General features: G+C 64.1%; 19 protein-coding genes and 1 tRNA gene. 15 read left to right on the top strand and 5 right to left on the bottom strand.

The features are described 5' to 3' along the window. Positions 1-57: 57 nt before the first annotated feature. Positions 58-330: an excalibur calcium-binding domain-containing protein gene (locus E2E30_RS02955; RefSeq protein WP_206365631.1), complete on the bottom strand. Its 273-nt coding sequence runs from the start codon at positions 328-330 to the stop codon at positions 58-60. A 265-nt stretch (positions 331-595) separates the two neighbouring features. Further along, positions 596-979, bottom strand: a complete 384-nt coding sequence (locus E2E30_RS02960) for a DUF3597 domain-containing protein (RefSeq protein ID WP_133187101.1) — start codon at positions 977-979, stop codon at positions 596-598. A gap of 135 nt (positions 980-1,114) precedes the next feature. Here E2E30_RS02960 and E2E30_RS02965 point away from each other — a divergent pair, with 135 nt between their 5' ends. From E2E30_RS02965 to E2E30_RS02975, 3 genes are all read left to right on the top strand, one after another. Further along, entirely contained in the window at positions 1,115-2,344 is a 1,230-nt protein-coding gene (locus E2E30_RS02965) for a multidrug effflux MFS transporter (RefSeq protein ID WP_133187103.1), read from the top strand. 94 nt (positions 2,345-2,438) lie between these two features. Then, positions 2,439-2,780 (top strand): DNA primase, encoded by a 342-nt coding sequence (locus tag E2E30_RS02970; RefSeq protein ID WP_133187105.1) that lies wholly within the window; start codon positions 2,439-2,441, stop codon positions 2,778-2,780. A 213-nt stretch (positions 2,781-2,993) separates the two neighbouring features. Beyond that, positions 2,994-3,632 carry a hypothetical protein gene (locus E2E30_RS02975; protein WP_240699015.1) on the top strand — a complete coding sequence of 213 codons (639 nt, stop codon included), beginning with the start codon at positions 2,994-2,996 and terminating at the stop codon, positions 3,630-3,632. A 22-nt stretch (positions 3,633-3,654) separates the two neighbouring features. Here E2E30_RS02975 and E2E30_RS02980 read toward each other — a convergent pair whose 3' ends face one another. Further along, positions 3,655-3,861, bottom strand: a complete 207-nt coding sequence (locus E2E30_RS02980; protein ID WP_133187109.1) for a hypothetical protein — start codon at positions 3,859-3,861, stop codon at positions 3,655-3,657. A gap of 53 nt (positions 3,862-3,914) precedes the next feature. Further along, positions 3,915-4,094, bottom strand: coding sequence for a hypothetical protein (locus E2E30_RS02985; RefSeq protein ID WP_133187111.1), 180 nt, complete (start codon positions 4,092-4,094; stop codon positions 3,915-3,917). A 66-nt stretch (positions 4,095-4,160) separates the two neighbouring features. On the opposite strand from E2E30_RS02985, the gene E2E30_RS02990 reads away from it, so the two are divergent. The 6 genes from E2E30_RS02990 to proC all read left to right on the top strand — a co-directional run bounded on the left by E2E30_RS02990 (position 4,161) and on the right by proC (position 8,221). Beyond that, the gene (locus E2E30_RS02990) at positions 4,161-4,868 is read left to right on the top strand and encodes a Crp/Fnr family transcriptional regulator (RefSeq protein ID WP_133187113.1); all 708 of its coding nucleotides are present in this window, start codon (positions 4,161-4,163) and stop codon (positions 4,866-4,868) included. A gap of 255 nt (positions 4,869-5,123) precedes the next feature. Further along, complete coding sequence (locus E2E30_RS02995; protein WP_133187115.1) at positions 5,124-5,876, top strand: TlyA family RNA methyltransferase; 753 nt, start codon at positions 5,124-5,126, stop codon at positions 5,874-5,876. A gap of 97 nt (positions 5,877-5,973) precedes the next feature. Then, positions 5,974-6,531, top strand: a complete 558-nt coding sequence (locus E2E30_RS03000; protein ID WP_133187117.1) for a TspO/MBR family protein — start codon at positions 5,974-5,976, stop codon at positions 6,529-6,531. A gap of 20 nt (positions 6,532-6,551) precedes the next feature. Beyond that, positions 6,552-6,818: an accessory factor UbiK family protein gene (locus E2E30_RS03005; protein ID WP_133187119.1), complete on the top strand. Its 267-nt coding sequence runs from the start codon at positions 6,552-6,554 to the stop codon at positions 6,816-6,818. Positions 6,819-6,923: 105 nt separating this feature from the next. Then, the gene (locus tag E2E30_RS03010) at positions 6,924-7,424 is read left to right on the top strand and encodes a YbjN domain-containing protein (protein WP_133191897.1); all 501 of its coding nucleotides are present in this window, start codon (positions 6,924-6,926) and stop codon (positions 7,422-7,424) included. 17 nt (positions 7,425-7,441) lie between these two features. Further along, positions 7,442-8,221, top strand: a complete 780-nt coding sequence (gene proC / locus E2E30_RS03015) for a pyrroline-5-carboxylate reductase (protein WP_133191898.1) — start codon at positions 7,442-7,444, stop codon at positions 8,219-8,221. 21 nt (positions 8,222-8,242) lie between these two features. On the opposite strand, the gene E2E30_RS03020 is transcribed toward proC, so the two are convergent. Continuing rightward, the gene (locus E2E30_RS03020) at positions 8,243-8,731 is read right to left on the bottom strand and encodes a MarR family winged helix-turn-helix transcriptional regulator (protein WP_133187121.1); all 489 of its coding nucleotides are present in this window, start codon (positions 8,729-8,731) and stop codon (positions 8,243-8,245) included. 68 nt (positions 8,732-8,799) lie between these two features. On the opposite strand from E2E30_RS03020, the gene E2E30_RS03025 reads away from it, so the two are divergent. The 6 genes from E2E30_RS03025 to E2E30_RS03050 all read left to right on the top strand — a co-directional run bounded on the left by E2E30_RS03025 (position 8,800) and on the right by E2E30_RS03050 (position 22,186). Next, the gene (locus E2E30_RS03025) at positions 8,800-9,933 is read left to right on the top strand and encodes a branched-chain amino acid aminotransferase (RefSeq protein ID WP_133191899.1); all 1,134 of its coding nucleotides are present in this window, start codon (positions 8,800-8,802) and stop codon (positions 9,931-9,933) included. Between the two features lie 59 nt (positions 9,934-9,992). Next, positions 9,993-10,067: transfer RNA gene (locus E2E30_RS03030), tRNA-Gln, on the top strand. Positions 10,068-10,157: 90 nt separating this feature from the next. Then, complete coding sequence (locus tag E2E30_RS03035) at positions 10,158-12,131, top strand: site-specific integrase (RefSeq protein WP_133187123.1); 1,974 nt, start codon at positions 10,158-10,160, stop codon at positions 12,129-12,131. 560 nt (positions 12,132-12,691) lie between these two features. Continuing rightward, positions 12,692-15,544, top strand: coding sequence for a hypothetical protein (locus tag E2E30_RS03040; protein WP_133187125.1), 2,853 nt, complete (start codon positions 12,692-12,694; stop codon positions 15,542-15,544). Further along, on the top strand, positions 15,541-16,617 hold the full coding sequence (locus E2E30_RS03045; protein ID WP_133187127.1) for a hypothetical protein: 1,077 nt from the start codon (positions 15,541-15,543) through the stop codon (positions 16,615-16,617). The genes E2E30_RS03040 and E2E30_RS03045 overlap by 4 nt, the downstream gene beginning before the upstream one ends. 13 nt (positions 16,618-16,630) lie before the next feature. Further along, positions 16,631-22,186, top strand: coding sequence for a DEAD/DEAH box helicase (locus tag E2E30_RS03050; RefSeq protein WP_133187129.1), 5,556 nt, complete (start codon positions 16,631-16,633; stop codon positions 22,184-22,186). The last annotated feature ends 28 nt before the right edge of the window (positions 22,187-22,214 follow it).

Below are 22,214 nucleotides of genomic sequence, written 5' to 3' on the forward strand. Positions count from 1 at the left end.
GTCAGCCCCGCGGGGATCAGCGGGCCGCTCCTGCGTGCCGTAAAACGCGGATCGGCTCTAGCGAATCGGCTCGCAGGCGATGCCATCGGAGTCGCCGTCCATCTCCGGACGGTAGCCCGGCTCGCCCTCATAGATCGGCGCGGTGTTGGCAGCGCGCGCATCGTTGCAACCGCCCCACGCGTCGCCCGGCTGCGGCGCGCGGGCACGCATAAGGCCGGCCTGTACCGCGACGGGTTTCACCGCTCCGACGATTCTGGCGCGCCCATCGTCGCCGAAGGCGAGCGAGCCCGCGCCGACAATTCCGCCAAGCGCTGCCGCAACGCCCAACATCGGGAGTGCCCCGCCGCGTTGCGTATCCCGGTCGGGTATATTCGCCGGTGTGGATCGCGTGCGAACGGGTTTGTGTAAGCTCATCAAAGCTTTGTGGCGACGAAGAGTGAAGGAGCGGTTTCGATGGACACGGGAATGGTGTCGAAGCGCATTGCACAAAAGTCGCAACGCAAACGTCGCTGACCGCCGGAAGTCGGTCGCAGCGGATCGCGGGTGTCACAAAGGAAACACCGCGATCCGCCATGATTTCGTCAGATCAGGCGTCTTATGAGGCGAGGTTCTCCATCACCTTCTTGTGCAGCCAGACGTTCATCGTCGCGCTGTCGTTGATGTCGCCGGTATAGCCGAGCTCATGCGCGAGCGAGACGCGGTTTTCGTGGCTCGGGTCGAGATCGAGCACCTTCATCAGATCGACGATCGAGGTCTGCCAGTTGAGCGGCTGGCCCTTCTCGGCGGCCTTCTGCGTCAGGACGGCGTTGACGTCGATCTTTGCAGCAGGCGCTGCGGGCGCGGGAGCCGCAGCCGGGGCAGCCGCAGGGGCGGGGGCAGGCGCAGCTGCAGCTGCAGCCGGTGCCGGGGTGGGGGCTGCTTCGACCGGCGTCGGCTTGTGGCCCCAGATCGCGTCCTTGATCATACCGAAAATGCTCATTGGCTTGCTCCTCTCACGTTGAGACTGGAGAATGCCTCGCTTCGATGTCCGTTCCGCGACGGTTGCAACGACGTGCGGACCAGCTGCACGCTTTGCGGGGTGACCAGCGCGGCCGAGTCGGGCATTGCGCGCGGCATGTCTGTTTCCCCGCAACGCCCGATGATGGACTCGCCCCCGCTGCGGCTGGTCGAGTTCGTCCCCCTGATCGCGTCGCTGATCGCGCTTGCGTCGCTCGGTATCGACACGATGCTGCCCGCCCAGCCCGACATCGCCCGCCGGCTCGGCGTCGATGCGATCGTCGATGCGCCGCTGATCATCACGGTGTTCGTCATCGGGCTCGGGATCGGTCAGCTGATCCACGGTCCGCTGACCGATCGCTATGGCCGGCGCCCGGTGCTGATCGTCGGGCTGGTCCTCTTCATCGTCGGCAATCTGTGCGCCGGGCTGGCGAACAGCTTCCCGCTGCTGCTGACCGTGCGCTTCCTCAGCGGGCTCGCGATTGCCGCGAGCCGCGTGGTGACGATCGCGCTGATCCGCGATTGCTTCTCGGGCCGTGCGATGGCGCAGGTGACGAGCCTTGCCTTCATGGTGTTCATGGCGGTGCCGATCGTCGCGCCGAGCATCGGGCAGGGGATCCTGCTGATCGGATCGTGGCGGCTGATCTTCGAGGTGATCGCAGGCGGCGCATTGCTGTGCCTGATCTGGTTCGTCTTGCGCATGCCCGAGACGCTGCGCCCCGAAAACAGATCGCCGCTGTCGATCAAGACGACGCTGGCGGGCTGGCGCCAGACGCTGTCGGACCGCTATTCGGTCGGCTACACGATCGCCGCACTGATCGCGCAGGGCGCGATCTTCGGCTATCTCGGGTCGATCCAGCCGATCATGGAGCGCGTCTTCCACCGCCCCGAATGGCTCGGCGGCGTGTTCGCGGCATCGGCGGGAACGATGGCGGTCGCCAATCTGCTCAACTCGCGGATCGTGATGACGCTCGGGATGCGGCGCATTTCGCAAACCGCATTGGTGGTGATGATCCTGTCGTCGGGCACCGGCGCGGTGGTCGGCTGGTTCGGCGACGAACCGCTGCTCGTCTTCGTGGTGCTGCAAGCGATCACGATGGCATGCTTTGGCCTCGCCACCTCGAACATGTCGGCGATGGCGATGGAGAATATGGGGTCGATCGCCGGCGTCGCGTCGAGCGTGCAGGGGTTCTTCGGCATCACGATGGGCGCGATCGTCGGCTGGGCGATCGGCCGCAGCTTCGACGGGACGACGGTGCCGCTCCATCTGGGGTTTCTGGTGGCGGGCGTATCGGGTATCGTGATCGCAGCGATCGTCGAGCGCGGGCGGTTATTTCGCCCCAGTTGACGCAGTTTAATCGGCAAAGCCGGAACCGTTGCCCGCTTGCACGGTTCGCTGATGAAACGATCCAGCATACTGCGGGAGCGTCGGGAGAGCGAAGATGAGCATCGGTGGACATCAGGTACCCGGCGAGGGCACGGGCGACGACGGTTTCGACGAAGAAGGCTATGACGAGAGCCAGCGCGCGGAAATTCTGGAAGTGACGCGCGACGGGCCGAGCGACGGCACGCTGCTGACCGATATCGCCCCCGATATCGGGACGCGCGACGACGATGACGACGATCTCGAAATGGAAGACGATGAAGTCGGCGAGGAAGACCCCGATGCCGATGAGAGCGACGACGATGAGGACGAAGACGACGTCCAGGACGAGCTCGACGGCAACACGGCCGACGATGACGACGAGTTGAGCGATCGAGACGACGCCGCCTTGCGGCCGTGACGGGGTGCCGCGGACGGGCCGATCGGCGTTCCCGTCCGCGGCCTCTTGAGGCTGTATCCCGGGTGGGTCTGATGCCCGGTGTCTGGCACGCTTCGCCGTTTTGCGACGGGGCGGGAGGAACGGGCAAGCGGGTGCGCCGTTTATCGGGCCCGACCCTCTTGTGTTTGACGAGTATCAGTCATGAAGCGTTTGTTGACCGTATCTCTGCCGCTCGTGTTCGTCGCGGCGTGTTCCGGGACATCCCCCAGCCAGACCAATAGCATCGACATCAACGCGGCGGCGGTCCGCGCGCAGCAAAGCGTCGATGCCTATAACGCGGACGCGCCGGTCGAGATCGCCGAACCCGACGCGGTGACCGAAAACGATGTGACAGCCGCCACCGGGAGCAACAGCGCCGAACGCACGCCGCTCGATCCGCCGGCGCCGGGAACGCCGGGCGGACTGCCCGACGACCGGACGCCGGTTTCCGAAGCCCCCTTCACTCCGGACAGCGCGCAAGGTGCGGCCAACGTCGTGCAGACCTATTACGCGTTCCTCGGCGAACGGAAGTACGCGCAGGCGCTCGCACTGCGCGAGCCGAAGGCAGACACGGCCGCCTTTGCGGAAGGTTTTACCGCCTACAGCGAATACCACGCCAATGTCGGTGCGCCCGGCGCGATCGATGCGGGGGCCGGTCAACGCTATGTCACCGTGCCGGTCCAGGTCTATGCGCGGTTGAAGCGCGGTGGAACCCCGGTGTACGAGATCGGCTCGGCCACGTTGCATCGCAGCGGCGATATCGATGGCGCAACCACGGCGCAGCGCACGTGGCGCATCCAGTCGATCGATTTGAAGCCGGCGCCGAAGCGCTAACTGCGGCAAGGTCTGGGCGCGCTCAGGACTTCATGGCGTTGGCCAGTGTGGCCAGATCGTCCGCGTTCACCGCCACGCCTGCCGCATCGGTATCGTCCGACGCGTTCGCCATCGTCGCCGCCCGGTTTGCCGGAGGACCGAACCCGACCGTATCGATCGCGGTCCACAGGATACCCGCCGCCCACAACAAGGCGCTCCATCGACTCAGGAAGATTTTGCGGAACGGCATCGCCGAACGTGTACGCCAGTCGGGTTAACGCGCCGCAAAACCCCGGCGCGCGGCTATGGCGTTTCGGCGGCGGGGTCGCGTTCGGCGGTCTCTGCAGCCTTGGCGAGCTTTCTGGCCGATCGGCGCGCGGCGGTGGGGGTTAGCGACGCTGCGAGCCCGTCGGGGCCATCGAGGATCACTTCGCCATGCTCGGCGGCGGCCTCGATCGGATCGTCATACGGTAATCGGGCCACATCGCGTCTCCATGACTGGACAAAACGCAAACATCCAGCGCATGTTCCCGCGCCGCGGAGGGGGCCATGTATACCGATCTGTTTCTGAAAACCCATCGTGTTCCAACGATTACCGCCGAAGAGCGCGCCGCGCTCGAGCAGGCGGTCGTGCGGACCGCGACCTATAGCCCCAAGCAGATCATCGTGCGCCAGCAGACCCCGCTGACGCAATGCACGCTGCTGCTCGAAGGCTTTGTCGAACGCTACAAGGACACGCCCGAGGGGCGGCGACAGATCCTGGCGATCCACATTCCGGGCGATTTCGTCGACTTGCATTCGTATCCGCTCAAGCGGCTCGAGCATTCGGTCGCAGCGCTCACCGATGTGCGCGTCGCGCTGTTCCCGCATGCCGACGTCCGCGCGCTGACCAAGGAATCGGCATCGCTCACCGAATTGCTGTGGCGATCGACGCTGATCGACGCGGCGATCAACCGCGAATGGATCGTCTCGATCGGCGCGCGTAGCGCGGCGATCCGGCTCGCGCACCTGTTCTGCGAGATGTATACGCGGCTCAAGCGGATCGGGCAGGCCGAGACGACGACGTTCCCGCTCCCGCTGACGCAAGTCGATCTGGCCGATGCGACCGGGCTGACCGCGGTCCATGCCAACCGGATGCTGCGGCAGTTGCGCGAACGCGGGATGGTCGCGTTCCGACAGGGCGAGGTCGAGATCCTCGACTGGGACGCGTTGCGGCACTTCGCGAAGTTCGATCCGGCGTATCTGTTCTTCGATTAAATCGGGCGTCGCAGCGGCACGGTAGCGATCAGGATCGGAGACGTGGCCGCCCGTGCTCTAGGGGGACGCCGCGCGGCCACGCCCTGTTGCAAAAGCTATCTCTACCGATCCGATCGGCAATGGGCTTGCGCCGAAACGACGGCGTCCTGCGATGGACCGGATCGGGCGCATCGGGCGGCGGCGATCACGCGTCTCCGGCGCGCTCCGACTCGGATGCCCCTTGCGGTCGGCGGCGACTTCGCGTTGGAAGCGGGAATGCCCAAGCTTCGTGCAGACCAACTCCTCGTCGATCGCGGCCTCGCCGAGAGCAAGACCCGCGCGCAGGCGCTGATCATGGCCGGCCTGGTCTTTGCCGGCGAGCGCAAGATCGACAAGCCGGGGCAGGCGATCGCCGACGATGTGCTGCTCGACGTGCGCGGGCGCGATCATCCCTGGGTCTCGCGCGGCGGTATCAAGCTGGCGCATGGCCTCGATACCGTCGGTTGGGACGTCACGGGCGCGGTGGCGATCGATGTCGGCTCGTCGACGGGTGGCTTTACCGACGTCTTGCTGCAACGCGGTGCGATGCGGGTCTACGCGGTCGACAGCGGCACCAACCAGCTCGCCTGGAAATTGCGGCAGGACCCACGCGTCGTGGTGCACGAACAGACCAGCGCGCGGATTTTGACCGAGGTGCACATCCCCGAGGCGGTCGACCTGATCGTCTGCGACGCGAGCTTTATCGGCCTTGCCAAGGTGCTGGAAACGCCGTTGCGTTTCGCCAAGCCCGCGGCAAAGCTCCTTGCGCTGATCAAACCGCAATTCGAGGCCGGGCGGGGCGAGGTCGGGAAGGGCGGGGTGGTCCGCGACCCCGCGATCCATGCGCGCGTCTGCGACGAGGTCTCGACTTGGGTCGTCGCGCAGGGGTGGTCGGTCGCAACGATCGTCGAGAGCCCGATCACCGGCCCCGAGGGGAATGTCGAATTCCTGATTGCTGCAACGCGGGACATTCCGCCCGCAATGCCCTGAAATTAGCAGCTACATGCGGCAGAATCTCGTATATGGCCGGATTGGCCGTCACGTCGGGGATCGGCGCGGCGCAATCGAGGCGGGAAGGGCGTAGGGCTTGAGAGAGATCGCATCGAAGCAACAATTGCGGCTGGCGTTCCTGCGCTGGGCGGTGGTGACGGTGCCGCTCGTCCTGCTGCTCGGCTTCACCGCCGCGCGACTGGCGCCGGGCGGATCGCAGAACGCCTGGTATGGTGCGTTGGTGAAGCCGCGGCTGACTCCGCCCGACTGGGCCTTTCCGGTCGCCTGGACGCTGATCTACATCCTGCTCGGGCTCGCGCTGGCGATGATCCTGTATGCGCGCGGCGCGCGGCTGCGTACGCTCGCCATCCTGCTGTTCGTGGTGCAACTGGCGGTCAACCTCACTTGGTCGCCGATCTTCTTCGGGATGCATCAAGTGACCGTCGCGCTCGGCATCGTCGTCGCGATGTTCGCATTGACGCTCGCAATGGCGTTGGTCTTCGCGCGAATCCGCCCGCTCGCGGCGGTCCTGCTTGTGCCCTATCTTGCGTGGCTGGTCGTTGCCTTCTACCTCAATTACGGGATCATGGACTTGAATCCTGGCGCGGAAACCCTTGCGCCGTCGTCGTCCACCACCCAAATCATCAAGATCTAACGCGACTGGATTTTCGTCTCATGCAATCCGACAACAAGATTTTCGACGACTTCGCCAAGCTCCTCAACGGCGCAGCCGGGACGCTGGCAGGCGTGGGGCGTGAAGCCGAAGCCGGCGCACGCGCGCGCGCCAAGGAGTGGATCGGCGGGCTCGATTTCGTCTCGCGCGACGAGTTCGACGCGGTCAAGGCGATGGCGGCGGCTGCCCGAGACGATGCCGATGCCTTGCGCGCCCGGCTCGATGCACTTGAGGCCAAGCTCGCTACGGCGCCAAAGGCGGAAGGCTGATCTGATCTTTTCCACAGATTTCTCGGCGCTTGGGCCCTCGGGCCAGTGCGTTGCCTGTTGCGGGGCACCTACATCCTGTAATGCGGGTGCGGGAGACGTGTTGTGATGCTCGATGAAGCCGATTTCGACCGCGACGATGCCGCACCGATCGACATGCTCGAAAGCTATTTCGCAGCGCACGGCTGGGAGCATGAGCGGCAGGACGACGAAGTCATCGCCAAGGTCAAGGGCAGCTGGACGCAGTACGAGCTTCGCGCGCTGTGGCGCGAGGAAGACAGCGTCATCCAGTTCCTCGCTTTCCCCGACATCCGCGTCGCGGATGACCGGCGCAGTGCGATCTACGAGGCGATCGGGCTGATCAACGAACAGCTCTGGGTCGGGCATTTCGAACTGTGGTCGTCGAGCGGGATCCTGCTCTATCGCCACGCTGCAATGATCGAGGGCGAGGGCGGCACGATGTCGCTCGGGGCCGCCGAGTTGCTCGTCGAAAGCGCGATCGACGAGTGCGAACGCTTCTATCCGGTCTTCCAGTTCGTCCTGTGGGGCGGCAAGACCCCCAAGGAAGCGCTCGCCGCGGCGATGACCGAGACGCAAGGCGAAGCGTGACGCTCGGTCGCGTCTGGATGATTGGGTGTGGCAATATGGGCGGCGCGATGCTGCGCCGCTGGATTGCGAGCGGCGTGCTCGCCGGCGACCAGTTCGATGTCGTCAACCGTGCTGACCGCGCTTTGCCCGATGGCGTGCGGCAGTCGCGCGATCTTCCTGGTGGCGATTTGCCCGATGCCGTCATCCTCGCGATGAAGCCGCAGCAGATCGATGACGTGGCGAGCCGGTTTGCCGCGCGGCTTGCGGGTGTTCCGATACTCGTCTCGATCCTCGCGGGGGTCGAGGACTCCGCGCTGGCGGCGCGGTTCGATGCGCAGACGATCGTCCGCGCGATGCCCAATCTGCCCGTCGCGATCGGCAAGGGCGTGGTCGCACTCGAGTCGTCGAGCCGCGACGACGCTGTGCGAGCGGACGTGGTCGCGCTGATGGCGCCGCTCGGGCTGGTCGAATGGGTCGATCCGGCGCAGTTCGACGCGGTGACGGCGCTTGCCGGCAGCGGGCCGGCGTTTCTCTACCGCTTCATCGATGCGCTTGCGGCGGCTGGCGTCGCCAATGGTTTGCCTGCGGCGCAGGCCGAGCGCCTCGCGCTCGCGACCGTCGAGGGGTCGGCGCTGCTCGCCGCAGCGGCCGAGATCGCGCCGGGAGCGCTTGCCGAGCACGTCGCAAGTCCGGGCGGTTCGACTCGTCGCGGGCTCGACGTGCTCGATGATCGCGACGCGCTGAAGGCGTTGCTCACCGAAACGATCGCCGCATCGACGCGACGTAACGCCGAAATGGCGGCCGCGGCGCGCGGATAAGCGACGCCGCGTCGGGGGTGCTTAGCCGCGCAGTCCGGAGAGGCGCGACAGGTCGTCCTCGCCGATCATGCCCTCGAGCACCGACCAGAACCCCGACACCGATTGCTGCCCGGCGCGCGCATAGGCCGAGGCCCAATGTTGGCGTACCGTCTCGAACAGTTCGGTCTCGAGTGCGGCGCCTTCGGGGGTGAGCCGCAACAGCCGTTGGCGGCGGTCACGTTCGCCGACGCGCGTCTCGACCATCGCGCGGTCGACCAGTTCGTTGAGCACGCGGCCGAGCGATTGCTTGGTGATCCCGAGCAGCCCGAGCAGCGCACTGACGGTGAGATCGGGATGCCGTGCGATGAAATAGATCGCGCGATGATGCGCCCGCCCGAGGCCGATCGCCGCAAGGCGGGTTTCGGTCGTGCGCGCAAGCGTGCTCTGTGCGAAATACATCAGCTCGATCCCGCGCCGGATTTCGGGTTCGCGCAGGAATAGCGGTGAGGCGGAGGCGATTGCGGTGGCCATTGTTGACCGCCTTTGGCGCACCCCGTACACGCCTTCAATCCCCAAATTGTAACAGAATGTCGCATTCCATGCAGCAAAATCGTCTCGACGCGCACAGCCTTCCTTCGGACGCAACCTCGGCCCCCGTCTTCGCGATCGAACCGCATGCAACGCCGATCCCGCTCGACGAGCGCAGTGCGATGTTGGTCGATCCCGGCTTCGGCCGTGTCTTTACCGATCACATGGTCACCATCCGCTATAATGAGCGCGACGGCTGGCACGATGCCAAGATCGTCGCGCGCGCGCCGTTCCAGATGGATAGCGCGTCGGCGGTGCTGCATTATGCGCAGGAGATTTTCGAGGGGATGAAGGCGTATCGCTTGCCTGACGGTGGCGCAGCGCTGTTCCGCCCGTTCGAGAACGCCGCGCGCTTTCGCCGCTCGGCCGAGCGGATGGCGATGATCCCGTTGCCCGAGGCGCTGTTCGTCGAATCGGTCCGCGCGCTGGTCCGCCAGGAAGCTGGCTGGATCCCCGAGATCGACGGCGGCGCGCTATACCTGCGGCCGTTCATGATCGCGAGCGAGGTGTTCCTCGGCGTGAAGCCGTCGACCGAATATCTCTATGCCGTGATCGCCTCGTCGGTCGGTGCCTATTTCAAGGGCGGCGCGCCGGCGGTCACGCTGTGGGTGACGCAGGACTATACGCGCGCTGCACCCGGCGGAACTGGCGCGGCGAAGTGCGGCGGCAACTATGCCTCCAGCCTGATCGCGCAGGCCGAGGCGACGCGGCACGGCTGCGACCAAGTGCTGTTCCTCGACGCGATCGAGCGGCGCTGGATCGAGGAACTGGGGGGGATGAACATCTTCTTCGTGTTCGACGACGGCAGCATCGCGACGCCGCCGCTGACCGGTACGATCCTGCCCGGCATCACGCGCGATTCGCTGATGATCCTTGCGCGCGATATGGGGCTGGACGTGCGCGAGGCGCCGTATGCGATCGAGCAGTGCCGCGCGGATGCCGAGAGTGGACGGCTGGTCGAGGCGTTTGCTTGCGGTACCGCGGCGGTCGTTACGCCGATCGGCACGATGAAAATGCGCGACGGCGATTTCCAGATCGGGAGCGGTGGCCCGGGCCAAACCACGGTGCGTTTGCGTCAGGCGCTGATCGATCTGCAGCGCGGCACCGCGCCCGATCCGCACAATTGGCTCGAGCGCGTGCTGTGACGTGCGAATCCGGGCTTTCCAAGCTCGGATTCACCGCCTAAAGCACCGCCCTCCCGGATTGGGGCGTCGCCAAGTGGTAAGGCAGCGGCTTTTGATGCCGCCATTCGCAGGTTCGAACCCTGCCGCCCCAGCCAGCACCGCTTAATGCGTTGATGGTCCGAGATAAAATCAGGAAATCTGCCGGATTGGGCCGGTGGGTGTGACGACTCCATGTGGAGTTTGCCATGCCAGCCATTCAAAACGTCGAACGCCGTGGTGCCGTCTATTATTGGCGCCGGACCCTGCGTTTTCAGGATGGTAAGTCTCTTACGCTAAGAATCAGCCTTCGAACGACAGAGCAGTCAGTGGCCCGTCGCATGGCGTGCGCGCTGACCGCGAAGAGCGAGATGCTGATGATGACGCTGAACGACGGCAAACGAACGTCAACGCTGACCATCGAACAGAAAGCGGACATCTTCCGCAGGGCGATGTCGGAGATGCGGGATCAACTCGACCGCAACCACGTCCAGTATCAGCGCACTGATCCCGATGACGCGACCTATATGATCGAGGGGTTGGTCGATATCTACGAGGCGATGCTGCGCGACTTCGTCGTGCATGGGCTGCCACCGGGATCGGGCTCGCGGGACCACGTCGAAGCGCGCTTTGCCAATCTGACCCAGGACCAGCGGGATGGCATCGTCGGTCTTTTTGAGCTGAAGCCGTCCTACGCAGAAGAGATGACCCTGCAGGCGGCGAAGGAAATTGACCGGGTCGGCGGTCCGCATCACGAGGATTCCACGGCGATCGCGCGCAAGGTCATGTTCGAGGGCGGTCTCGCAGCCGCTATGGAATTCCGTCGGCGGATGCGCGATCCGATGGCGCTGTGGTCAAATGTCGATCATGCACCTCGTTACACAACGGTCCCCGCAATCCCGCCCGCAATCCCGCCCGCAATGACCGCACTCGAGCCGACGATCAACGAACCCTGGGCGTCGATGACGCCGTTGCAGGCCGCCGAGCGGTACACCGTAGATCAGCCAAAAATCATGGGAGATGCCAAGCGCAAAGCGCGCTGGACTGACAAGACGAGATCGCAGTTCGTTACCGCGGCACGCTTGCTGGAGAAAAGCTACGGCGCAAAGCCCCTGTGGCGGCTAAAGCGCGAAGATGTTCTTCGCCTCAATACGCACTTTTCAAATCTTCCCCAGAGTCACCACAAGTCATCCAGGCATGATCCGATGACGCTTGAGCAGATCTGCGTGGAGGCCAAACAGGAAATCAAGGAAAAGAAACGGACGCCCGAAACTATCGGTCTCGGGGTCGGTACGACGAACCGTCACATCCTTTTCCTAAAAGACCTCGTTACATGGTTCCGGCGCCATGTGCCAGAAATGCCCATCATCGAGTGGGAAGATTTCGTTTACGAGGACGACCGTAACGCCCGCGATCATCGCGAGGCCTATACTGAGGGCGAGGGCAGGCAGATGTTCTTGTTGCCGATTTGGACCGGCGCCATTTCGCTTGGGAAGCGCATGATCGCTGGCCCTCACGTCTGGCAGGACGCCGGGTACTGGGTCCCGATGATCGCGTGGTACACTGGATTGCGGCGCGAGGAGATTTGCCAGCTGACGTTAGCGGACGTGGACCAAGCTGAGGGCATCTGGTTTCTGATGATCCACGAAGGCGGTGGCGGACGGATCAAGACAAAGGCATCAAAGCGGGCGGTGCCGCTGGCAGCCGAACTGCTTCGCTTGGGACTGCCAGACTATGTTCGCGCGCTCCGTGATGCTGAAGAAACCTTACTGTTCCCCGAGCTGCGAAGTGCCAGCGGTAAGCAAGGGTATGGTGACGTCTTTTACAAAAACTGGTGGATGAAAATTGCAAAGCGGCTTACTTTCATCGAGCCGGGACAAGCGCTTCACTCGTTCCGGCACATGGTCACTACCGAGCTCAAGGACCAGCACGTCTTCCTCGAAGATCGAGCAGACCTTCTCGGCCATTCTGTCCCGGGGGAGACTGCAGGCCGTTATTCGAAGATGGCTAAGCTCCAGAGGCTGAAAGAGGCGGTGGATAAGATCCCGGTGGTAACAAGCCACCTCGTAGGAGCGCCGGTCGTACTGCTTTCACAGGATCGCCGAGGGCCCAGGAAAGCGCGGACCGCTTATCCGCGCCAAAATGCCCCGGTGCCGGCCATCGTCAGAAAGGAAAGAAGCTAACTGCATGTTTTGTGTAATGGCCGTTAAAAGCGGCATCGCGTGCGTTGATCGCAAGCGCTGCGGGCTGGTACATTTGTACAGCGATCCAGCGCTTTTTGCTCTGTGGGCGAGGCGATGTGAATGTGCGCCGCGCTAGTATCAGCGTGCTCGAGCCATCGCTGAAGCAGCGCGTTGGCCAGCTTGAACTTCGCTTCCTAATTTGGCGCGGCTAACGATCATGCGCATCTGCACTGATCGACAGCGATCAAGCCAACCAGAATTTGCAACTGAGCAGCCTCCGATCCTTACATCGCGAACCGGATTGGCGTGCCGCTGATATGGCGAATTTATCCTGCGTATTGTCCGTTTAGAATCTCCTTGGGAGCTATGCTCACAACAACGAATGTGTATTGCGCCGCATCTAAGTCATGTAAGTGCAGATTGCCGACTACGGGTTAAGCCGTTGGTAGTGAAACCGATATAATCGGCCAGTGGCAGTGCCGACCTGGGAGGGTGACGTTGGGGGTGGGATGGAACTGCACGACATGCCTGGGATGACCTGACGTCATGCTCGGCCAACGATGAGCGTTGAACTCGACGAATTGCAGGCGCGCCTCATGTCGCATTTCGCGGCGCTGAGCGACGTGCGTCGTGCGGCCGGCCAGCCGGTTTTCGCGCTCGAACATGGGCTCGACCGGGAAGGCATCGCGGCGCTGTCACGGATGCTGAAGGCTCGGTTCAACGTTGGCGGCGCCATCCTCGACAGGCACTGGCTGCTCTGGGTCGTCTGGGCGACTGAGCAGGGGTACGACTACGACGGTGGGGAATACTGGCACACATTCGAGCGAAGGATGCCGCGCTGGGAAAGCTCCTGGCGACCGCACCTGCGAACGTGGTTCACGAAGTTTCAGTCCAAGTATGACGGGCTCAAGCCGACGGGGCGTTGGGCCAAATTCTTCTCGATCATCGCTTGGCCCATCACCCACGCTCTTCTGCCGAAGGATCTCCAAGCCCAGTTGGCGGGCACGCTTTACAGCATGCGCTTCCAACTGGTCACCCGCCTCCATCTGCCGCCGGCGGAGATTGGCAGGTTCGTTTCGCGACGGTCCTATGACGCGAGTTCGCGACTTCGAAACTTCCTCGAGCAGGAGGAACTCGCGGGCCGGATCATCCTCGCCCTTCTCGGTGACACGTCCACCGCCACCACGAGTGCGATCCACGCCGACACCTTGAAGCGTATCGTCGAGGATCTCGAGGGAGCCCGTCATGCCCGCCAATGGTTGCGCGACACCCGTCGAGAAGTTGAGGTGGCGACGCTGAAGGGGGCTGCGCGACCCGGCGCGGCGGGTGTGGTACAGGCCGCCGGGGCCCGATCCGGAGAAGCGGAACGGTCCCCGAACGTTCGCCCCTCGCTGATCCTGCGGAGGACGGCGATCGACGCTTGGACTGCCATCGTCGAGATCCCGAGCTTCCGGGAAGTCGCCGACGTAGCTCCCGAACTGGGCCAGTTTCTCCGCCGTACGCGCTGCAGAGTGGCTGGCTCGACGGACTGGCTTCCGGCAGGTTGGCTGATGATGGGTGCGCAGCGAAGGGTCCTGGCGAAGTGGCCGTCGCCGAACGAGCCGGTGGTCACTTTCGAGAAGCCAGATCCAGTCATGGATCATCTTCTGTCGGGAGAGGCTCGCATCGGCGCGGGCCCTGCATGGCTGTTTCGCATCGGTCCGGATGGCCAGGCGATTGAGATCCTGAGCCGCCTGGTTCGTCCCGGCAAATCCTACGTGCTCGTCTCGAACGCTGAACTTCCTGTTCTATCGATGGCGAACTCGGCCACGATTGGTTGCGCTGGCGTGACCGCGACCCGGCTCGAGATACCGGCCGCTCTCACCTCAGCGCAGATCGCGGAATTAAAGTCGGCTGGGCTCGCCGCGGCACAGACCGTCAGGATCTGGCCGGCGGGACTTGCCGCGCGAGGATGGGACGGCGAAGGTTCGACGGAATGGCTCGACGGGGAGGCTCCATGCTTCGCGATCGAGCACGATCATCCCGTGGACAGGTACGAGCTTCGGTTGGGGACCGGGCAGACGACGAGCATACCTGCGGGCGCGCCAGGCGAGGCGACTTTCGTCCGGCTCAAGCCTCTGCCTTGCGGGAACCACGTGCTGACCGTGAAGGCGGTGCGCAGTCCGACTTCGGCCGACCTCGCGCAGCAGCCACTTGAGGGTGTCGTGGCCATCGCCGTCCGTCCCCCGAGCCCCTGGGTCAGCGGGACCGTCGGCCACAATGGTCTGATCGTCGCCTGCGAACCTCCCGAGCCCTCCCTCGACGATTTCTGGGAAGGCCTCGCCAGCCTGAGCGTGCTCGGACCGAAGGGTGCCCATGTGACGGTCTGCGTGGAACTTCTCGACGGCGCCGGCACGCAGATCGCGAGCGAGCAGATCGGGCAGTTGACCCTGCCGCTTGGTGTCGACACGTGGCGCAAGGCGTTTGCCGCCTTCGTCGGCAAGGAGAAGAATCCTTGGGCGTACCTCGAGGCGAGTTCGGGCCGGCTCGTCGTCGATGGCGAGGAACTCGGGGTTTCGCACATCCCGTTGCACCGCGTGGTCGCGCCGGTCCGTTGGGTATGGCACGCGTTGCCGAAATCGACGCTTCTCAAACTCGTCGATGACCACGATGCGGAAACGCCACTGACTGTTGATTTCCGGAACTTCGCCTTTCCGGCGAAGCGTGAGGAACTCACGTCAAGTGCGGCCACCGGGGGCATGGAACCACCCACTTCCGGTGGCCTGTTCGTGGCTACCTACGGGGACCATCGCGAGGCGCTCATCGTCAGCATGCCCAGGGTGGATGGCGGTCTTGGAGGATTGCTCGTCAATCCCAATTTCGATGCGGTGCCGGACAGCGCTGATGGTTTGCTGATGCTTCTCGGCGCAATCGCCAGTTGGTCCGACGTAAGGACGGTAGGCACGCTCGGTGCGGAACGGCGCGATCACATCGTGTCGCGGTTGAAGGAGCGTGTTTTCGCGCAGCTCTGCGGTCCACGGTGGGCCTACGCTGAGGAACGGTTCCGCAGCGGAGTCCAAGGCGCTGCGGCCACGGCGCCCATGGTGGATTACTTCAATCCGACAAGGCAGTTCGGCACGGTGCTCGTCCGTGACGCGTCCAAGTACGCGAGGATGCCGGATCACGTCCGCCTTCGTGAATTCTCCTCGCTGGCACACCGTTACGGCTTGAAGGGGCACGCCCATTGCAAGGCCGCGCTCGAGTTCTGCGATATCGTCGAGAAGGGGGGGCGCCCTTTGGACCTGGAATTGAAGGCACTCGTCGCGACCGTGTGGAACAATCCGCTGCCGGCTGCCGGTGCGCGGCTGCTTCAACTGGTGGGCGGTCACGCTGATGCCGCGGCGTCGGTCTCCTCGATGGCTGGTGTCGCGTGATCGAGGCCGTCTCGGCCGACGTCGTTCTCGCGACGGCGAGGAAGACCTTGGGGCTGGATGCCGATCACGCATCGGGACTGGACGACACCTATCTCGCCGCGGTCTTGCGCCGCCTTGCAGGTTTTCTGTGTCCATGCTCGCCGAAGACGCTCGTCCGGTCCGTCATCGATAGCCACCGCGCACTCGTGCCCGATGACACGGAATTCGCGGACCGGGTCGGCGAGATGGTCGAGGCTCTCACCGCCGTCGGTGATCTGCTGGAACTGGGCGAGGTGTCCGTTGGCGGCGAAGGGATCAAGGGAACGTGGCTGTTCGCCGCGCCGCCGTCCTTCGTGGCGCGGGAAAGCGGCAGCGTTTTCCTGCTTGGACTCTCCGCGGACGAGGCGACGCCGCTACCCACCGAGATGCGCTCGCGGATCGCCGCTCGGGGCGCCTCAAGGACCATTTCTCCGCAGCTCGGCGAGGAGCTCGCCGCAACCTTGCGCGACCTTGGAATGCGCGAGTTGTCCGCTGCCGCGTGGCGAAGGGCGCCTAAGGTCGAGACCGCCGAAAAGTTGGTCGCGAACTACGACGATCGACTGTCGGTGCAGCGTTCCTCAGGCGAAATTCCGGACCTCCTCGTTCTCGATGGGACGAGACGGACCCGAAGCTACAGGGCGCGCTGGGTCGCACCGCAGGCGCAGAGCGGGAACTTCATAGTCCGTCGCCCCCAGGCTTACGGCGCGGATCTATGGGGATACGCCGAATTGCAGAGCGGATTGCCGCGGAAGCTGATCGACTTGCCCCTACCGGGAGGCCGGTGGCGCGGCTGCGACGTGGCTTGGCGCATCCAGATGGCTCTCGACGCTATCGCCGGCCGTCCGCAGGAGTATCGACTGACGGGGGTCGCTGGCGGAACCCGCATCGACTTCTACTCGCCGATACCGGACTGGGCGCGCCGCAGGCTTTCGGCGGTCGGTGAAGAGATCACGCCCGAGGGGTGTCTGATGTCCTTCGTGGTGAACGATGACGAGATAGGCGCTGAGGAACGGTTCGTAAGAGAACTCCTGTTCCTGACGCGCGCAACTGATTGAGGAAAATACTCAGATGGCACGCACCATTCAGGAAACGATCGACCATCTGCACTCCTCGCTGAAGGAGTACATCGAGGCCACGTACCACATTGGCGATCCCAAGCTGATCGACCAGCGGCGGGAACTGCTCGAGAGGACAGGCGTCACACATCAGGAGCCGTTCCTCGAATCCACGCCCAAGTATCAACTCGGCAAGCGTTTTCGTGACGTTGCCGGGCTGCCTGCGGCCGCCCTTACAATCTACAATCTGCTGTCGAAGCCGACGGCGGCTCGCGGTCGCCTCCTCTTCGATCCGCCGTATCGGCACCAGGGCGACGCGATCCGGCACGCGCTTATCGACGGCAAAAACCTCGTCATCATGACCGGTACCGGCTCGGGTAAGACGGAGTCCTTCCTGCTCCCGATCCTGGGCAAGTTCGCACGCGAGGCCGCGGATCGTCCTGCCTCCTTCGGCGGCCAGCCAGCCATGCGGGCGCTGCTCCTCTACCCGATGAACGCGCTGGTGAACGACCAGTTGGGCCGTCTGCGGGCGATCTTCGGCGATCCGGAGGTGGTCGACCAGTTCACGAAATGGGCGGGCCGGCCGCCGCGCTTCGCCCGCTACACCAGTCGCACGGCCTACGCCGGGGTGAGGACCAGTAAGAAGGACAGCCGGAAGCTCACTTCCTTCGAAGAGTTCTACGTCGAAATCGAGCGAACGGCGGCTGGAGCTGAATCCGACGATCAGGTCGCCGCCGCTCATCTCCGGTCCCAGTTGAAGGAACGCGGAAAGTGGCCGGCGAAACCGGATCTGGAGAAGTGGTTCGGAGCGAAAGGCTCACGCTGGATCGATCCTAAGACCCAGGAATTCCAGCGGGCGGTGACGCTTCCGCGGGATTCCGAGTTGATTACGCGCCACGAGGTGCAGGCGGCTTCTCCCGACCTGCTCGTGACGAACTACTCGATGCTCGAGTACATGCTTATGCGACCTATCGAGCGGTCGATCTTCGACGAGACGCGCGACTGGCTTGCGGCAAATCCGGGCGAGAAGATGACGGTCGTCCTCGACGAGGCGCATCTCTACCGCGGTGCGGCTGGCGCGGAGGTCGGCCTGCTGTTGCGTCGATTGCGCGACCGGCTGGGCATTCCCGAGGAGCGCTTCCAGATCATATGCGCCACCGCGAGCTTCAGCGATCAGAATTATGCGGACGAATTCGGCGCACAACTGTCAGGGGTGCCGAAGGAGACGTTCGTTCCGATCACCGGTGATCTCGACATGCGACCGCACGCTGCAGTCGGCACGAAGGTCGAGGCCCAGATACTTGCCGATCTCGATCTCGGCGACTTCTACTCCTCCGACGAGGCGACTCGGATGAGCGCGATCGACGCGTTCCTCAAGCATCGCGGCGTGTCTCCGGGCGCGGGCATGGAGCGGGACCTCTTCGAGGCGTTGAAGGATTTCGCTCCCCTCGGGCTTCTGGTCAACAGGACGATGGGATCCGCGCAGCCTGTGGCCGAGCTTGGACACGATCTCTTTCCCGACACCCTGGAGATCGCGAACGAGGCGGTGACCGCGCTTCTGGCTCTCGGGAGTGTCGCTCGCGAAGAGCCCGACGCCGCTGGATTGCTGCCTTGCCGCATCCACAACTTCTATCGTGGATTGCCGGGACTTTGGGTCTGCATGGATGCCGAATGCGCGGAACTCGCCGAAGAGGATCGGAGCGGCATCTGCGGCAAGATGTACAGCCAGCCGCACGAGACCTGCGGATGCGGATCGCGCGTCCTGGAATTCTACACGTGTCGCAATTGCGGCGCAGCACACGCTCGCGCGTATTCCGACGACATCGACGCACCCAATGCACTGTGGTCTGAGCCGGGCCGGCGCCTTCGCATGCCGGGAGGTGAGACGGCACCGCTGCTGGATCTCGACCTTCTGCTCGAGGAGCCCAGGAAGATCGAGGTTGCGGAGATCGCGGACTACGACCTCGACACCGGCCGGCTCACGCAAGGCCGCCGCACCAGGTCGGTGTACATCAGGAAGGATCGGTTCACGCCGCCTGTTGATGAGGATGGCGAGTCTGACACGAATTCGGACCGGCGCGGTCAATTCGTCCCGTGCGCGGTATGTGGCGAAACTGCGCGGGGACGCACGACGGTTCAGGATCACCAGACGAAGGGCGACCAGCCCTTCCAGGCGCTGGTGTCGCGCCAACTCTCTGTGCAGCCGCCGGGCAAGCAGCCGGCGACGCGGTTTGCCCCACTTCGGGGTCGCAAGGTGCTCGTCTTCTCCGACTCGCGTCAGGTCGCAGCGCGACTGGCGCCCAACCTCCAGATGTACTCGGTCAGGGATGCGCTCCGTTCCCTGATCATTTGGGGCTGGGGCCATCTTGAGAAGCCTCCGCTGCTCAAGTCGATGCTGAGCCTCGATGAGTTGTATCTGGCGGTGCTGCTCGCCTCGCAAGGTCTTGGGGTCCGCCTGAGGCCTGAGAGAAAGATTGGCGAGAACTTTTCCGCCGCAGAGGAGATGGTGGCCAAGGCGATCGCCGAAGGCGCGCTCACCGACGAGTCCAGGCTCGTGACCCTGTGGATGGAGATGCGCAGCGAAACCCCTCCGGACGCGCTGCTCGACGACATCGTGAAGACCGTTCAGGACAAGTATCTCGGCCTGGAGGCACTTGCTCTCGCGTCGCTGTGCGAGCGCTCCAGCAAGTCCAAGGACATCTGCGCCCTTCCGTCGATCCCCGGCCTTGCCGAGAACGACGAGGACAAGCTGGCGCTCGCTCGGGCGTGGTTGCGTTGCTGGCGTCCAGTTGGCTTCTGGCTCAACGTGATGCCACCCGTCTGGTACAAGCGTCCGAAGGGGCGCGGCACGAGTGTGGGATCGCGCAAGGGCAAGTTCGAGGCGATGAAGGTCGTCATCAAGAACTCGGACGCAAAGAAGGCCTTCGAGAAGCTCTGGACACCGGCTCTGCTCAGCATCTTCACGACGGACATGGACGCGGGCAACCGTCGCCTCGCTGGCCAGAATCTTTCGCTGCAACTCGTTGGTGACTGGGCCAGGTGCACCAACTGCAAGTCGGTTCACCGGCCGGTGCGGACCATTGCGCATTGCCTCGACTGCGGGAGTGACGCGGTCGCTCCGCTCGACGTTCTCGAAGACCGCGTCTTCACGGCCCGGAAGGGCTATTACCGATCGCCGGTTATGGGGGCCCTCGCGACGCCGCCGGACGTGCCGATGGCCCTGATCGCGGCCGAGCATACCGCCCAGTTGAACGCGCCGCAGAGCGACGACGTCTTCTCGAAGGCCGAGGAGAACGAACTGCTCTTTCAGGATGTCGAACTAACTTGGGGGCCGAACGCCGCCCAGGCGATGGCGATCGACGTGCTCTCGAGCACCACTACGATGGAGGTCGGGATCGACATCGGCGCCCTGTCCGGTGTCGCGCTGCGGAACATGCCTCCTGGACGGGCGAACTACCAACAGCGCGCAGGTCGCGCCGGACGCCGTGGCAATGCGGTGGCGACCGTCGTGGCATTCGGCAGCGCCGACAGCCACGATGAACACTATTTCAGCGAGCCGAAGGAGATGATCTCGGGAAGGGTCATCGATCCGAAGCTCACGCTGGACAACCCCGACATCGTGCAGCGGCACATCCGTGCCTACCTGCTCCAGGCATATCACCAGGCCCGGATCCCGGCGTTCGATCCGGATGCGGCGCCGGATCTCTTCTCGGTGCTCGGGTCGGTGCAGGATTTCAAGACGACCACGGCGCAGTTGAATAGCGCCGACTTCAAGGACTGGCTGACGGCCAATGCGTCTTCGCTCCGCGAACGGGTCGACGCCTGGATCCCAGACCAACTTGCCGAGGCGGATCGAACTGTGCTGCTCGAGGAGATGGTGGAAGATTGCGTCGCCGCAGTTAACGACGCCATAGCGTCGGACACGCTTGGCGGTGCACGTGTAGCCGTTGAAGACGACGATGACGGCGCCGGCGCGAAGGAGGGAGAGGAACTTCCCACGGAGGTAGGGGAGGAGGCACCGGCGCTCAAGGACGTCACCGGAACCCTGCTCGACAGGCTGCTCTACAAGGGCGTCTTGCCCCGGTATGCGTTCCCAACCGACGTCGCGACCTTCAATGTCATCGATCAGGAGCGCTCGACCCCGTATCGTCCGATCATGCGCTTCGCGCCTTCGCAGGGACTGCCGGTCGCGCTTTCACAGTATGCACCGGGGAAGCAGGTCTGGATTTCCGGCAAATGCTACACCTCGGGAGCCATCTACTCCCAGATGTCGAGCGAGCGCTATGACGCCTGGCAGAACCGGCGGCTCTACCGTGAATGCAGCGAGTGCGGCTTCGCCCAGACTGTGAAGCTCGACGCGGGGCTCGAGCGGGACGTGACGGAAGACTGCTTCGCTTGCGGGGGCGAAGGCACATTTGGACCGACGAGGTTCTGGATGCGACCGCCGGGCTTCGCCCACCGGATCGACCAGGAGGAGGTGACGTCCCCGGATGACATGCCGGAGACGAGCTACGCGACGCGGGCGAAGCTCGTGATGCCGACGCCGGCCGATCACGAGAAGTGGATCTGGGTGAACGACCGGATCCGCGCGATGCCGGATCGTGAGCATCTCCTGGTGTCGAACACCGGACCGAAGAAGGAAGGCTACAATTACTGCACGCTTTGCGGAAGGGTCGAAGCATCGGCTGAGGGCACGGCTTCGATATCGAGCCCCCATCCCAAGCCGTACCCCGACAAGGAGGCCACATGCCCGGGCACCGGCACGACCCGGCATCTCGTTCTGGGCACGGATTTCATCACCGACATCGCGTTGTTCTCCCTGCGCGTGGAGGCGCCGTTGAAGCTGAAGCCGGGCTACTACCCCACGGATGTGGCGCTCCGCACCGTCAGCGAAGCGCTTGCGAAGGCGGCATGCAGCATCCTGCAGATCGAAGCGGGCGAACTGATGGCGGAGTATAGACCCGCACTCACGCAAGCGGGCATGGTCGGGTTGGAGGCGGAAATCTTCCTCTACGACACGCTACCGGGCGGCGCGGGGTTCGCCGGGCAGTTGGCCGTCAGGGGATTGGAGCTTTTCCAGGAGGCCCTGACCCTGATGAAGACATGCCCAGAGGACTGCGACGCTTCGTGCTATCGCTGCCTCCGCAGCTTCAAGAACAAGTTCGAGCATGGGCAACTCGACCGCCACGTTGGTGCCGAACTCTTAGAATTCCTCATATCCGATCAGATGCAGCCGTTTAGCCCGAAGCGGGTGACGGCTTCGACGCGCGTTCTACTGCTCGATCTTGAGCGGAGGTTGGACACCCGAGTAATCTACGAGGCGGACGCCACGGTGACTGTGGACGGCATGGGTGAGGTAAGCGCGCCGATCCTCGCCACCGTGCCGGATGGGCGCAGATTTGTGATTGCCCTCACTGGACCTTTGACCAGTGATCATCCCGCCGATCCGCTCATCGCCGAGATGCAGGAGAAATGGGCTGGCGGAAAGGTCATACCGATCAACGAACTGCTCGTTCGCGGCAATCTGCCCACCGCGACGCGAACGGTGGAGGAAGTTCTCCTCGCATGAGCAAGCGTGGTGCGGCCGGATTGGGGAT

This window comes from Sphingomonas sp. AAP5, assembly GCF_004354345.1.
In the GTDB taxonomy this organism is placed as follows: domain Bacteria; phylum Pseudomonadota; class Alphaproteobacteria; order Sphingomonadales; family Sphingomonadaceae; genus Sphingomonas; species Sphingomonas glacialis.